Source organism: Kitasatospora setae KM-6054, assembly GCF_000269985.1.
Lineage (GTDB): Bacteria > Actinomycetota > Actinomycetes > Streptomycetales > Streptomycetaceae > Kitasatospora > Kitasatospora setae.
On sequence record NC_016109.1, the window covers coordinates 81,469 to 95,488 of the forward strand.

The window sequence follows — 14,020 nt, forward strand, 5'->3', positions numbered from 1 at the left end:
TCTTGTCCGTGCCGCCGTACCGGCGGCCGTCCCAGAAGGAGAAGCCCGTGAACAGCGTCCCCGAGAGCGCCACCGGCACCGTCCCGGCGAGCGCCGGCACCGCCGCCCTGCCCCATGTCACCGCGCTGCTGCGGCATTTCGGTGACCTGCGGGACGGTTCGCACGGTGAGGCGACGAGCCGCCGGGGGAAGGAGGACCTGTTCCTCTCGGCGGTGGCCCTGCTCGCCCCCTACGCGCTGGAGGCGCTGGAGGAGGTGAACGCCCACCTGCTGAACGGGACGGGGAAGGTCGAGGGGACGGGGGTGCGGCGCACGGCGGACGGCGGGGTGGCCGCGCTGTGGACGCTGTCCTGGCCGGAGCAGCGTTCGGAGGGCATCGAGCCGATCACCCTGGCGGCGCACTACGGGCGCAACTTCCACCACCCGCACCTGCGGGGGGCCACGGTCGGCGAGTGGCCGCTGAACGTCTTCACTCCGGCGCAGGCGAAGGCCGAACTTCCCACCCTGCGCGCGATCATCACCGCCGACCTGCACAATCTCGTCTTCCAGCGGGATTTCCGGATCGTGCCCGCCACGATGGCCGCGGTCGGCTCCGACCACACGAACTGAGGTATCCGCCATGTCGATTCGCCTGTCCGTCCTCGACCAGACCCCGGTCGGCGAGGACTTCTCCCCCGCGGAGGCGCTGCGTGCCTCCGTCGACCTGGCCGAGGCCGCCGACCGCCTGGGCTTCACCCGCTACTGGGTGGCCGAGCACCACAACTCGCCGGGTTTCGCGGGCACCGCGCCGGAGATCCTGGCGGGGGCCCTGCTCGCGCGCACCCGCCACCTGCGGGTGGGGACGGGCGGGGTGCTGCTGCCCCGCTACGAGCCGCTGAAGGTGGCGGAGGTGTTCACCGTGCTGGCGTCGGTGTATCCGGGCCGGGTCGATCTCGGGATCGGGCGCGCGGGTGGTCCGGCGCACCGCTTCCCCCAGCAGCTCGACGAACTGCGGCGGCTGCTGGGGATGTCGGCGCCGGGTTCGGGCGCCGAGGACGCGCGGCGGGCCGGGCCGCAGATGTGGCTGCTGGGGGCGGGGGGCAGTTCGGCGGCGCTGGCCGGGCGCCTGGGGACGTCGTTCGCCTTCGCGCACTTCCTCGCTCCCGCTCCCGGGCGGGCGGCGCTGGAGGACTACCGGCGGGAGTACGCCGCCTCGGGGGCCCGGCCGCCGGCCGAGGGGGTGCTCGCCGTGCGGGTGGTGACCGCGGACACCGACGCGAAGGCGCAGGAGCTGGCGCAGGGGCTGCTGCTGTGGCGCAGCCGTAAGGACCTGGGGCAGGATCTGCCGTTGCCTTCGCCCGCGACGGCGCGTCGCCACCGGTGGACGGGGGCGGAGGCGGAGCGGGCGGCGGTCAACCGCCGGGCCCTGGTGGCGGGGACGCCGGAGCGGGTGCGTGAGGTGCTCACCGGCCTGGCCGCGGAGCACGGGGTCGGGGAGATCGTGGTGAACACCCTGACGCACGATCCCGAGGACCGGCTGCGGTCCCTCCAGTTGCTGGCGCAGGCCTTCGGGCTGACGGAGCGCGGTGGCGCTCTCGCGACGGCGGTGGTGTGACCTTCCCGGTCCGCCGCGCCCGCTCGCCCCGACCACGTGTGGCCCCTCCCCCGTTCTCGCGGGGAGGGGCCACTTCGTGGTCGGGGCGGTGGTGTCAGCGCAGGAAGTCGGTGATGAGCGCGGTGAGTTCGGCGGGTCGCTCGTAGGGGATGTTGTGGCCGCTGTCGATCTCCGCGTAGCGGCTGCCGCGGATCGCGCGGTGGAGTTCGCGGGAGTGTCCGACGGGGATGACCTGGTCCTGGGTGGCGCCGACGACCAGGGTCGGGGTGTGGATGGCGGGCAGGAGGTCGCGGATGTCGACGGTGAGGTCGAGGTCGATCTGGCGGCGGGCTCCCTCGGAGGGCACGGCGGTGGAGGCGGCCTTGGCGAGGGCGGCGCGGTCCAGTCCGGCGAGGCCGGCCGGGGAGACGGCGAGCAGGGTGATGAACTGCTGGTAGGCCTCGGTGTCGAGGTCGGCGAGGCGGCGCCAGAGGCCCAGGAGCGCTTCCTGGCGGGGGTCGTCGTTGCGGGCCCAGCCGCCGACCAGGACGAGGCGGCGCACGAGGTGCGGGTGCCGGGCGGCCAGGGCCGCGGCGACGACGGCGCCGAGGGAGAGGCCGACCACGTCGACGGGGGCGGAGCGGTCCGCTCCCGCGGCGCGGGCGGCGGCGGTGACCTGGGCGACCAGGTGGTCGAGGGTCAGTGGTCCCTCGGGCAGTGCGGTGAGGCCGCTGCCGGCGTAGTCGGGGGTGATGACGGTGTGCCGCGCGGTGAAGCGGGGGCGCAGGTCGGCGAAGTTGGTCTCGGAGTCGGCGGTGGAGCCGTGGACGAGGAGCAGGCCGGGGCCGGTTCCTTCGGTGCGGTAGTGGACGTCTGTTCCTGCTGCGTGGACGGTCGGCATGGTCGGCGTCTTCCTGGGCGGGGGCGGTCGGGGGCTGGTGCGGGTCGGGGGCTGGTGCGGGTCGGGGGCTGGTGCGGGTCGGGGGCGGCCGGTCAGGTGCGGCTCGCGGCGGTGACGGGGCGGGCGCTGCGGTCGGTGTCCTGGTCGGTGTCCTGGGCGGGGAGCGCGGCGGGGAGCGTGGCGGTGGCGGGCCTGCGGCTGCGGCTCCAGCGGCGCATGGCCGGCATCTCGACGAAGCGGAACAGGAGCCAGCCGCCCAGCAGGGACGCGGCGAGGAAGCCGATGACGACGAGGAGGGCCACCGGGGCGCTGTAGGTGTGGGCGCCGAGCAGGGAGCGCAGGTAGAAGATCGTGACGCCCTGGACGAGGTAGAAGCCGAAGGAGATCTCGCCGAGCAGCTGCATGACGGGTCCGCGCAGCCGGGTGCGGCGGCCGTCGACGTCGGCCGCGGCGACGGAGCAGATCAGGGCGCTGACGGGGATGATCATGGCGACGACGAAGCTGTACTGGAAGGGGACCAGGAGGGCGACGCCGTAGCCGACGGCGGTCAGCGCGAAGGAGACGCCGATGCCTATCTGGCGCGGCCACTTGCCGCTCATCACGATGCGGGCGAGCAGGATGCCGAGGGCGAACTCGAAGACGCGGCCCGGCGGGAAGAGGTAGCCGAACCAGAACTGCAGGTCGGAGACGGGGGTGATGGCGGACTTCGGGGTGGCGGGGACGAGGTAGGTGGAGACGAGCTGGACGGCGACCGTGCCGGCGACCATGACGGCGGACCAGGCCCACAGCGCCTTACCGGCGATCTTGCGGATCGGGATGATGAGCAGCGGGAAGAGGACGTAGAAGAGGAGTTCGCTGCCGAGGGACCAGCTCGGGGGGTTGACGCTGAGGTTGATGTCCGGCTGCGGGAAGAAGGTGTGGACGAGCAGCATGTTCGGCAGCCACTGGGCGGTGCCGGTGACGGCGGCGCCGGCGAACAGGACGATCGAGGCGGCGAAGACGACCAGGTGGTTGGGGAAGATCTTGAGCATCCGGCGGCGCCAGAAGGCGGTGACGCGCTCGCCGGGGCGTGAGGCCCAGGCGAGGACGAATCCGCTGAGGACGAAGAAGAAGGACACTCCGAGGTAGCCGGACTTGCTGAAGGCGGTCTCCAGGAAGCCGGCCAGGCCCTTGTCGGCGAAGGGGTTGATGGGGGCGTTGGGCGGGATCGGGGAGTTGCTCAGGGTGGAGTGGAAGAAGAAGACCGCCAGCGCCGCGAAGAACCGCAGTCCGGTCAGTGAGGGCAGTTTGGCCAGGGCGGCGGGCTTGGCGCCGGCGGCGGCGCGGGGGGTGGCAGGGGGCGTCGAGGACATGGCGGGGCTGCTTTCCGGGATCGTCGCGGGCGCGGGGCGGGCGCGGGGCGGGGGTGGGGGCGGGGGTGGGGGCGGCCGTCCTGGACGGCCGCCCCGGGGGCCGGGCTACTGCTGCTCGATCTCGTTGCGGTAGAGCATGAGCTTGGCGTCCTTGGCCACGTAGTAGTGCTGGACCGAGTAGGCGATGGTGGCGAAGTCGAGGCGGCCGTCGCCGTTGAAGTCGGCGGTGGCGATGCGTGCGACGGACTCGTCGGAGACGCGCCACTTGGCCCAGACGCCGTTCTCCAGGTCGATCGCCTTGTAGTACATGACGCCCTGCCACGGCCACGGTCCGCGCAGCGCGACCAGGAACTCGTCCTCGCCGTCGCCGTCGAAGTCGGCGCACACGATCTGGTGTCCGGGGCCCTCGCCGTTCTCGTTGGGGTCGCCGTAGACGTCGAGCAGGGTGCGCTTCCACTCGGCCTCGCCGGCCGGGCCGTCGGTGGTCTTGGTGTAGACGGCGACGGTGTTGCCGTGGAAGGGCTCGATCGCGGCGACGTAGGCCATCGGGTCGTCGCCGATGCGGCCGGCGTTGAGGTCGCCGCTGCCGCGGAAGCCGGTCTGCTCGAACTGGGTGAGTTCGCCGGTGCCGATGAGCTTGCGGACCCATTCCTTGGCGGAGTCGTCCCAGTAGAGCCAGGTGACGCCCTCGTCGGAGGCCAGGAGCAGGGAGTCGCGGTCGGAGCCGGGGATGAGGCCCGGCTTCTTCTCGGCGCCGTGGATCATGCGGAAGTGGCTGTCGTCGATGACCGTCATCGGCCATTCCTCGGCGCTCTGGACGTCGTCGGGCTGGGTGAACAGGACGACGGGCAGGACCGCGTGGACGTCCTCCTTGGCGACGATCGGCAGGCCGATGATCTCCAGGCGCTCGGTCTGGGTGAAGTGGCCGACGCGCAGGCGGTGCATGCCGGTGGCGCGGCCGACGTAGTGCCGCTTCCAGCGGGACTCGTCCTTGTCCGGGCTGCCGGGGTTCTCCAGCCAGTCGATCTTCCCGCCGGCGGTGTTGGCGTCCTGGATGGTGCCGATCGGGCCGTAGAGGTCGTAGCAGACGATGATGTCGGGGTGGCCGTTGCCGCTGATGTCGGCGAAGTCCGCGCCGACCGGCATCTTGATCTTGTCGGCGACCAGGCGGCGGGTCCACTTCTCGCCGTTCTGGTACCAGTAGATCTCGCCGAGCCGCAGACCGTAGCCGAACAGGTCCGGCTTGTTGTCGTTGTCGATGTCGGGGGCCTCCAGCCAGTAGCCGTCGCGCAGCTGGTCGGCCACGATCTCGGCGGCGAAGCGGGGGGCGCGCAGGTGGGATGCGTCGTTGGCGGTCATGGTCCTTCTCCTACGGGTGTCGGTGGGGCATGGGGTGGTACTCGACGGCGAGCCAGACGCAGTCGGTGTCGGCGCGGTACTGGTGCCAGGGGTAGAGGTAGGTGCCGTCGGGGCCGGTGGAGCAGAAGGGCTGGGAAGTGGTGTAGCCAGGGCTCATCGGCAGGTCCTCGTAGAGGGTGCTGTGGTCCTGCTCGGTGAACTTCTGCATCCGGCCCAGGCCGTGGAGCTGGGTGTGCACCTCGATGAAGTCGTGCTGGTTGTGGATGAAGCAGTCGGTGCCGGCCGGGGCGAACCAGAGGTTGGCCCTGATCTCGAAGGGCTGGAGGCGGCGGGGTTCGGCGCGCTCGGCGAGCAGGTGGGCGGGGTCCAGTTCGATGAGGCCGGCGTGGTCCTGGGGGCTCTTCCAGAGCGGGGTGTCGCGCGGGAAGGGCAGGGTGGCGTCCTCGGTGGGGGTGGTGCTGTCGCCGAGGAGGTCTCCCAGGAGGTCCCAGCCGGGTTCGCGGGCGATGCCGGCGATGTCGGTGTCGTCCTTGACGCGCAGGATCAGGAGGGAGGCGGCCTCCTCGATCCGGACGCCGGTGAGGATGGTGGAGGAGAGCGGGGGGATGGCCTTGCGCGGGGTGCGGGCGAGGTGGACGTCGCTGGTGCCGGTGTTGACGACGACGGCCGGTCCGCTGACGTGGTAGTCCTTCACGTCCTGGACGAGGAGGGCCTGGACGCGCGGGCCGCTGAAGTTGAGCGGGGTCTCGGCGTTACGGGGCATCAGGCCCTCGCGAACGGTGCGCGGCGGGCGAGCTCCACGGCGAACTCGTCGACCTCGACGCCGGGGACGAAGGGGTCCACGGCGGGGCCGTCGCCGAAGAAGTGGGCGATGGCGCCGACGGTGCGCTCGGTGGCGCAGCCGTCGCCGTAGGGGTTGGCGGCGGTGGCCATGCGCAGGTACTCGGCGGGGTTGCGCAGCAGTTCGGTGGTGGCGGCGACGATGCCCTCGGTGGTGGTGCCGACCAGCCGGGCGGTGCCGGCGACGACGGCCTCCGAGCGTTCGGTCACGCTGCCCAGGACCAGGGTGGGCTTGCCCAGGGCGGGGCCTTCCTCCTGGGAGCCGCTGCTGTCGGAGACGATGATGTCGGCGCGGCGCATGAGCTTGCTGAAGCTGAGGTAGGGCAGCGGGTCGACGACGGTGATGTTCGGGTGTCCGCCGATCCGGGGGAGCATCGCCTCGCGGACGACGGGGTTGCGGTGCAGCGGGACGATGACGCGTACGTCGGGCTCGTCGGCGATGTCGACCAGGGCCTGGGCGATCTGGGGCAGGTGCGGCCAGGCCTCGCGGCGGTGGGCGGAGGCGAGGATGACCCGCCGCGGGTCGGTGTCCAGGTCGGCGAGGGCCGGGTCCCCGTAGGAGTCGGAGCGTCCGCTGGCCCACTGGAGGGCGTCGATGACGGTGTTGCCGGTGACGACGATGGTCTCCTCGGCGATGCCCTCGCGCAGCAGGTTGGCGTGGTTGCCGGGGGTCGGCGCGAGGTGGAGGGCCGCGATCTGGGCGACGAGGCGGCGGTTGCCCTCCTCGGGGAAGGGCGATCCCAGGAATCCGCTGCGCAGGCCGGCTTCGACGTGGATGACGGGTATCTGGTGGTGGAAGCCGGAGAGGGCGGCGGCGAGGGTGGTGGCGGTGTCGCCGTGCACCAGGACCGCCTCGGTGGAGAGCTTGCCGAACTGCTCGCCCAGGCCGCGCAGGCAGCGGTAGGTGACCTGGGAGAGGGTCTGCTTGGGGGCCATGATCTCCAGGTCGATGTCCGGCTTGAGGCCGAACGCCTCCAGGGTGTCGTCGAGCATCTGCCGGTGCTGGCCGGTGGAGATGACGACGGGGTCGAAGCGGGGGTCGGCCTGGAGTGCCCGGATGACCGGCGCGAACTTGATGGCCTCCGGCCGGGTCCCGAGGACTACTGCTACGGACCGCATGATGTCTTTTTCCTTTGCTGTGGTCTGGTCAGGGCATGCGGAACCAGGGGCGGTTGCCGCGTCGGCGCGATGTTCTTCGGAGGCTCCTCGGCCGGCCCGGTGCCGGGCGGCCCGAGAGGAGGGCCTTCGGTGGCTCACGTCTTCGTGGAAGCCGGGGTCTTTCGCCGGTGGGCCCTGGCGGGCTCCCTTCGGCTGATAGATATCTTTCCCGTGAGCTATCTGTCCGTCAACGAAGGCATCCCGGGACTTGCACAGCGCGGGCACGGCGAAGCCCCCGCGCTCGCGGACGGCGAACACGGGGGCCCAAGGCGGCAGTTGGCGGACGGCAGGACACCCCGGCAGGCCAGAACCCGGCCAGGAGGACCCGCGGGGCGGCCCGCCGGCCCTCACGCCCTCAGACGGCGCAGGACCTCCCCCACCCGAACAGCGCGGGCACGGCGAAGCCCCCGCGCTCGCGGACGGCGAACACGGGGGCCCAAGGCGGCAGTTGGCGGACGGCAGGACACCCCGGCAGGCCAGAACCCGGCCAGGAGGACCCGCGGGGCGGCCCGCCGGCCCTCACGCCCTCAGACGGCGCAGGACCTCCCCCACCCGAACAGCGCGGGCACGGCGAAGCCCCCGCGCTCGCGGACGGCGAACACGGGGGCCCAAGGCGGCAGTTGGCGGACGGCAGGACACCCCGGCAGGCCAGAACCCGGCCAGGAGGACCCGCGGGGCGGCCCGCCGGCCCTCACGCCCGCAGGCCACGCAGGACCTCCCCCACCCGAACAGCGCGGGCACGACGAAGCCCCCGCGCTCGCGGACGGCGAACACGGGGGCCCAAGGCGGCAGTTGGCGGACGACGGGACACCCCGGCAGGCCAGAACCCGGCCAGGAGGACCCGCGGGGCGGCCCGCCGGCCCTCACGCCCGCAGGCGGCGCAGGACCTCCTCGCGGACGCTGCCCAGCGTCGCCGCGTCCCGGGCCTCGACGTTGAGGCGCAGCAGTGGCCGGGTGGTGGAGGGGCGCAGGTTGAACCACCAGTCGTGTGCCGTCACCGTCAGGCCGTCGAGGTCGTCGAGCATGACGTCCTCGTGGCGGGCGTAGGCGGCGCGCAGCGCCGCGGTGCGGCCCTGCGGGTCGTCGGTGGCGATGTCGGTCTCGTCGCAGGAGCGGTAGCGGTCCCAGGGGGCGACCAGGGCCGAGAGCGGGCCCGAGCGGTCGTCCAGGGCGGCCAGGAGGTGGAGGGCGGCGAGCAGGCCGCTGTCGGCGTTCCAGAAGTCGCGGAAGTAGTAGTGCCCCGCGCGTCCGGTGCCCAGGACCGCTCCCGTGGCGGCCATCTCCTCCCGGACGAAGGTGTGCCCCACCCGGGTGCGGACCGCCTTGCCGCCGTATTCGGCGGCCGCTTCGGGGACCGACCGGGAGGTGGCCAGGTCGTGGACCACGGTGGCGCCGGGGTGCCTGTCCATTTCGCGGGCGGTGAGCAGGGCCGCGAGGGCCGGGGCGGGGACGCTCTCGCCGCGTTCGTCGACGACGGCGCAGCGTCCGCCGTCCAGGGCCAGGCCGAGGTCGGCGCCCTCGGCGACCACGCGGGCCCGCAGGGCGGCGGTGGCGGCCGGGGCGAGCGGGTCGGCCCGGGCGTGGGCGGGGGCGGTGTCCGGGCCGGCGGGCAGCGGGACCACGCGCAGGGGCAGGGCCGCGAGGACGGCGGGGGCGCTGTGCCGGCCCGGGCCGTCGCCGGCGTCCACGACGACCGTCAGCGGGCGGATGCCCCGCAGGCCGGCCAGGGCGCGCAGGCGGGCCCCGTAGTCGCCGAGGACGTCGCGGCGCCTGATCGTGCCGACGGGGACGAAGGAGGGCGGGGCCCCGTGCACGGCCCACCGCTCGACCAGGGCGCGGATCTCGGCGAGGGCGGCGTCCTGTCCCAGGGGCGCGGCGCCCGCCCGGCACAGGGTGAGGCCGTGGTAGCCCGCGGGGCCGTGCGGGGCGGTGAACATCGCCCCGGGCAGGGCGAGTTCTCCCGAGGCGAAGTACAGCTGGTCGCTGGTGCAGGGGCCGATGTCGGTGACCGCCGTGCCGTACAGGGCCGCGCCCTGGGCGAAGGCGAGTGCCAGGTCGGGGGCGCAGGAGCGCGTGTCGTGGCCGACGACGAGGGCCTGGGCCTTCGTGACGCGGGCGAAGGCGGCGCCGAACAGTTCGGCGATCCGTTCGTCCCACTGGTCGGGGACGGTTCCGCGCAGGTCGTGGGTGTTGACGAGTGGGGAGAGGTCGAGGCTGTGCGGCCGGCTGAGCGGCATGGGTGTTCCTCCGGGTGCGTGCTCGGGGGGCCGCTGTCGGGCCCGGTGGTTCTCGGCGGGGCGGGGCCGGACGGGGCGGGCCCGGCACGGGCGCGGGCGCGCCCCCGCGGGGAACGCGGGGGCGCGCCCGGGGCCGGGGCCCTAGCGGGGCAGTTCGACGGAGAGTGAGTGGCGGAAGAAGTTCGTCGGGTCCCAGCGCTTCTTGACCTGCTGCAGGCGCGGGTAGTTGCCCTTGTAGTAGAGGGTCTGCCAGGGCACGCCGGAGGTGTTGTGGCGGGGGTCGGAGACGTCGCGGTCGGGGTAGTTGATGTAGCACCCGTCGGTGGCGTCGTCGATCAGGGGCACGCCGCCGGTCTTGGCGAAGAAGTCCTCGTAGATGCCGCGGGCCCAGCCGAGGTAGAAGTCGTCCTCGCTCGCGTCGGCCCAGAAGGTCTGGAAGCACATCTTGAAGATCGAGCTGCGCTGGGCGTTGGCGGTGGCGTCGGGGGCCACCGCGTTGACCTGTCCGCCGAAGGAGAAGAGCACCAGCATGGTGTCCGGGTTGTTGAAGTCCGGCCGGGTCATGTGCCGGTAGACGGCCGCGACCTGGTGGTCGGTGAAGTTCCTGCGCATGTAGCCGGACTTGTGGGCGCCGCGGGAGGTGGGGTTGGTGATGGTCGGGTTGTTGGTGCCCACCTGGCGGGTGGCCTGCAGCCACGGGAGTTCGCGGGGGGCGAGCAGTTCGGGCATCGCGGGCAGTTCGCCGTTGGCGCGGGCCAGTGCCCTGGGGGTGACGCCGGTGCCGGCGAGGACCGCTGTCAGGTAGTCGTCCAGGAGCCGGCGGGCGCCGGGGACGGTCGCGTCGACCTGGGTGAACATGCCGAGGCTGCCGTGCGCGCGGGAGCTGACGTTGAAGAGGCTGCTGAGGTGGCGGTACTCGGAGTCCGGGGCGCTGTTCGCCTCGTGCCAGGCGCCGAAGTTCTTCAGCAGGCGGGTGAACTTCGCCTCGGTCAGCTGGTCCCAGGGCAGTTCGATGGCGCTGACCAGGACCGTCGAGGGCGGGGAGACCAGCTGGTCGGCGGGGTTGCTGCCGGTGGCGCCCGGGGAGCGGAACAGGTAGCGGGTGACGAGGCCGAAGTTGCCGCCGCCGCCGCCGGTGTGGGCCCACCACAGTTCGCGGTTCGGGTCGTTCTCCTCCCGGGTGGCCAGTACGGTGCGGGCCTTGCCCCGCCCGTCGACCACGACGACCTCGACGCCGTAGAGGTGGTCGGAGACCAGTCCGTGGGCCCTGGACAGCAGGCCGTACCCGCCGCCGGCGATGTGGCCGCCGGCCCCGACGCTGTAGCAGATGCCGCCGGGTATGGTGACGCCCCAGCCCTTGTACAGCGCCTCGTAGACGTTGATCAGGCGGGCGCCGGGCTCGACGACGAAGGCGCGGTGGCCGGGGTCGTAGCCGACCTCGGTCATCTCGGAGAAGTCGAGGATGACCTCGACGCCGGGATTGGCCGTGAAGTCGGCGAAGCAGTGGCCGCCGCTGCGGACCGAGACCCGCTTGCCGGCCCGGAAGGCGCTCTCCAGGGCCCGCTCGGCGTCGGCGGAGGACCGGATCATCTTGACGTAGTCGGGCCGGGCGACGAACCGCTGGTTGTTGCCGCTGGTCAGCAGCGGGTACCGCGGGTCGTCGGGGCGGATGGTCGGGCCGGTGGCGGCTCCCGGGGCCGCCCCGGCGGGAGCCGCCGCGGCGCTCCCGCCCAGGGCTGCGGCGGCCACCGCTGCGCCGGCCACGGCCGCGCCGCGTCCCAGTACGGTCCGGCGATCCACACCACTCATCGTCAGCTACCTCGAGTTCCTTGGTTGTCGTGTCCGGGCGGGCGTGCCGCGCGCCCGGTGGGGCGGTGGGGCGGTGGGTCAGGCCGCCGCGGGCGAGGTCTGCTCGCTCGCGGGCAGGTCGTGCGGGGGCGGGTCGTGCGGGGGCGGGGGGCCGTCCGCGGCGGTGCGGCGGTCGAGCAGTCCGGCGAGGGCGGCGACGGCGAGGCCGGCGACGGCCAGCAGGGCGCCGACCCAGTTGGGGGCGGTGTAGCCGAGCCCGTGGCTGATGGTGAGGCCGCCGAGCCAGGCCCCGACGGCGTTGCCCAGGTTGAACGCCGCGATGTTGGCCGCCGAGGCGAGGGCCGGAGCCCCCTCGGCTTTCTGCATGACCCGCATCTGCAGCGGCGGCACGGTGGCGAAGCCGACGGCTCCCAGTGCCGCGAGGGTGATCGCCGCCGACACGGGTGTGCGGGCGGTGGCGACGAACAGGAGCAGGACGCCCGCGAGGGCGGCGAGGATGACGTAGAGGCTGGGCATCAGGCTGCGGTCGGCCGCGCGCCCGCCCAGGACGTTGCCGACGCACAGGCCCGCTCCGAAGAGCACCAGCAGCCAGGTCACGGCGCCGGGCGGGAATCCGGCGACCTCGGTCATCATCGGCGCGACGTAGGTGAAGGAGGCGAAGACCCCGGCGAAGCCGAGGGTGGTGGTCAGCAGCGCCAGCCATACCTGGGGGCGGCGGAAGACCGCGAGTTCGCCGCGCAGGCCGGCGCCGCGCTCGCGCTCCTGGCGCGGGACGAGGGCGGTGATGCCGCAGAGGCCGACGACGCCGAAGGCGGTGACCGCCCAGAACGTCGAGCGCCAGCCGAAGTGCTGTCCGAGGAAGGTGCCCAGCGGCACGCCGAGGACGTTGGCGACGGTGAGGCCGGTGAACATCAGGGCGATCGCGCTGGCCCGGCGGGCCGGGGCGACCAGGCCCGCGGCGACGACGGACCCGATGCCGAAGAACGCTCCGTGGGTGAGCGCGGCGACCAGCCGGCCGGTCATCAGCTGGGTGTAGCTGCCCGCGAAGGCGCAGAGCAGGTTGCCGGCGATGAAGAGGGCCATCAGGACGGCGAGCATGGTCTTGCGCGGCAGCCGGGATCCGGCGGCGGTCATCAGCGGGGCGCCGACGACCACGCCGAGGGCGTAGCCGGTGACGAGCATCCCGGCGGAGGGGATGGAGACCGAGAAGTCCCCCGCGATCTGCGGGAGCAGGCCGACGATGACGAATTCCGTCGTCCCGATGCCGAAGGCGCCCAGGGCCAGGGCGATGAGGGCCAGCGGCATCACCGCACCTCTTCCCGGTGCGCGCGGGCGCCCGCGTCGCGGTGGTCCTCCAGGAGGGCCCGCAGTCGCCTGCGGCCCCGGTGCAGGCGGGTGTTGACCGTGGCGTAGGGGACGCCGACCAGTGCGGCGATCTCCTCGTGGGAGAGTCCTTCCATGTCGGCGAGGTAGACCACGGTGCGGAAGATGCCGGGTATCCCCAGCATCGCGCGGGTGACCGCCGGGCCGGGCAGCCGGTCCAGGACCTGTGACTCGGCGGACGGCACGGGGCCGGGCCGGGCGGGCCCGCGGTCCTCGGTGTAGGGGGCGCCCGAGAGCTGGGGGGCGGCCTGCTTCTTGCGGTAGGCGTCGAGGTAGGTGTTCAGCAGGATCCGGGACAGCCACGCGCCGGCGTTGGTGCCGGGGCGGAAGCCGTGGTAGCCGCGGTAGGCGCGGGTGTAGGTCTCCTGCACCAGGTCCTCCGCGTCGGCGGGGTTGCGGGTCAGGCGCAGGGCCTGCGCGTGGAGCCGGTCCCGGTGGCCGAGCGCGTCGCGCTCGAAGCGCTCCGAGCGCTGGGCGCGGGTCTGCGGCGCGGCGGTGATCGTGTCCGTCATCAGGCGTCCTTCTACGGTGCCGGCGAGCGCCGCGGCGCGGGCGGCGCGGGTCAGATCTGGCGCAGTGCTCCGCCGTCGACGGCCCATTCGGCTCCCGTGACCTGGGCGGCGAGCGGGGAGAGGAGGTAGGCGATGACGCGGGCGACGTCGTCGGGGGTGCCGATACGCCCGGTGGGCAGTGCGCGCACCTCGCGGACGAAGTGCTCGACGGCCTCGTCGGCGGGCAGCGCGAAGCGCTCCGCGAGCTGGTCGGCGAAGCCTCCGGGGGCGTCGAACAGGGCGGTCCTGGTCGGGCCGGGCGAGACGACGTTGGAGCGGACTCCCCGGCGGGCGAACTCGGCGGTGAGGGACTTGGAGAGGGAGAGCAGGGCCGTCTTGGAGGCCGCGTAGTCGACCAGCGGGTGGTCGGGGAAGCGCGCGGCCTCGCTGGCCAGGTGCACCAGGGAGCCGGCGCCCCGCTCCAGGAGGGCGGGCAGCGCGGCGCGGGTCATCCGCACCGCGGAGTGGAAGTTGGTGTCGAAGGTCGCCTGCCACTGCTCGTCGCTCACGTCCAGGAAGCCCGTGCGGGAGTGCAGGGCGCCGACGTTGTTGACCAGTCCGTCGAGGCGCCCGTGGCGCTCCAGGACGGTGTCGACGACGCGGCGGGCGGCGTTTGGGGCGGTCACGTCGGCGGCGACCGTGCTGACCCGGGCGCCGGGGCCGGCGGGGTCGGCGGGGCCGGCGGCGGGCTTGCGGGACACCCCGACGACGGTCGCCCCTTCCGCGGCGAGCACCCGCACGGTGGCCCGCCCGATTCCGGCCGAGGCCCCGGTGACGAGGAAGACCTTGTCCGCGAGTTGCAGGTCCATCGGTTCGGCGTCCTTTGCGTGTCGCAGGGGTGGGTGGTGCCCGGCCCGG

The 14,020-nt window shown here is 73.4% G+C and carries 12 protein-coding genes; 2 read left to right on the top strand and 10 right to left on the bottom strand.

Annotation, left to right across the window (positions count from 1 at the left end; translation table 11 throughout):
• The first annotated feature begins 47 nt into the window (after positions 1–47).
• Positions 48–608, top strand: coding sequence for a hypothetical protein (locus tag KSE_RS00340; protein ID WP_231873103.1), 561 nt, complete (start codon positions 48–50; stop codon positions 606–608).
• Positions 609–618: 10 nt separating this feature from the next.
• Positions 619–1,593 (top strand): LLM class flavin-dependent oxidoreductase, encoded by a 975-nt coding sequence (locus KSE_RS00345; protein ID WP_014133245.1) that lies wholly within the window; start codon positions 619–621, stop codon positions 1,591–1,593.
• Between the two features lie 94 nt (positions 1,594–1,687).
• Here KSE_RS00345 and KSE_RS00350 read toward each other — a convergent pair whose 3' ends face one another.
• From KSE_RS00350 to KSE_RS00395, 10 genes are all read right to left on the bottom strand, one after another.
• Entirely contained in the window at positions 1,688–2,473 is a 786-nt protein-coding gene (locus KSE_RS00350) for an alpha/beta fold hydrolase (RefSeq protein WP_014133246.1), read from the bottom strand.
• 92 nt (positions 2,474–2,565) lie between these two features.
• Positions 2,566–3,825, bottom strand: coding sequence for an acyltransferase family protein (locus KSE_RS00355; protein WP_014133247.1), 1,260 nt, complete (start codon positions 3,823–3,825; stop codon positions 2,566–2,568).
• Between the two features lie 105 nt (positions 3,826–3,930).
• The gene (locus KSE_RS00360) at positions 3,931–5,184 is read right to left on the bottom strand and encodes an FG-GAP repeat domain-containing protein (RefSeq protein WP_014133248.1); all 1,254 of its coding nucleotides are present in this window, start codon (positions 5,182–5,184) and stop codon (positions 3,931–3,933) included.
• Positions 5,185–5,194: 10 nt separating this feature from the next.
• Positions 5,195–5,947: a hypothetical protein gene (locus tag KSE_RS00365; protein WP_014133249.1), complete on the bottom strand. Its 753-nt coding sequence runs from the start codon at positions 5,945–5,947 to the stop codon at positions 5,195–5,197.
• Positions 5,947–7,143 carry a non-hydrolyzing UDP-N-acetylglucosamine 2-epimerase gene (gene wecB / locus KSE_RS00370; protein ID WP_014133250.1) on the bottom strand — a complete coding sequence of 399 codons (1,197 nt, stop codon included), beginning with the start codon at positions 7,141–7,143 and terminating at the stop codon, positions 5,947–5,949. The genes KSE_RS00365 and wecB overlap by 1 nt, the downstream gene beginning before the upstream one ends.
• Before the next feature lie 902 nt (positions 7,144–8,045).
• The gene (manB, locus tag KSE_RS00375; RefSeq protein WP_014133251.1) at positions 8,046–9,419 is read right to left on the bottom strand and encodes a phosphohexomutase domain-containing protein; all 1,374 of its coding nucleotides are present in this window, start codon (positions 9,417–9,419) and stop codon (positions 8,046–8,048) included.
• A gap of 141 nt (positions 9,420–9,560) precedes the next feature.
• The gene (locus KSE_RS00380; protein WP_033260395.1) at positions 9,561–11,228 is read right to left on the bottom strand and encodes an FAD-dependent oxidoreductase; all 1,668 of its coding nucleotides are present in this window, start codon (positions 11,226–11,228) and stop codon (positions 9,561–9,563) included.
• Between the two features lie 78 nt (positions 11,229–11,306).
• On the bottom strand, positions 11,307–12,533 hold the full coding sequence (locus KSE_RS00385) for an MFS transporter (RefSeq protein WP_014133253.1): 1,227 nt from the start codon (positions 12,531–12,533) through the stop codon (positions 11,307–11,309).
• Complete coding sequence (locus KSE_RS00390; protein WP_033260396.1) at positions 12,533–13,123, bottom strand: sigma-70 family RNA polymerase sigma factor; 591 nt, start codon at positions 13,121–13,123, stop codon at positions 12,533–12,535. The genes KSE_RS00385 and KSE_RS00390 overlap by 1 nt, the downstream gene beginning before the upstream one ends.
• Positions 13,124–13,173: 50 nt before the next feature.
• Positions 13,174–13,971, bottom strand: coding sequence for an SDR family NAD(P)-dependent oxidoreductase (locus tag KSE_RS00395; RefSeq protein WP_014133255.1), 798 nt, complete (start codon positions 13,969–13,971; stop codon positions 13,174–13,176).
• Positions 13,972–14,020: the final 49 nt, after the last annotated feature.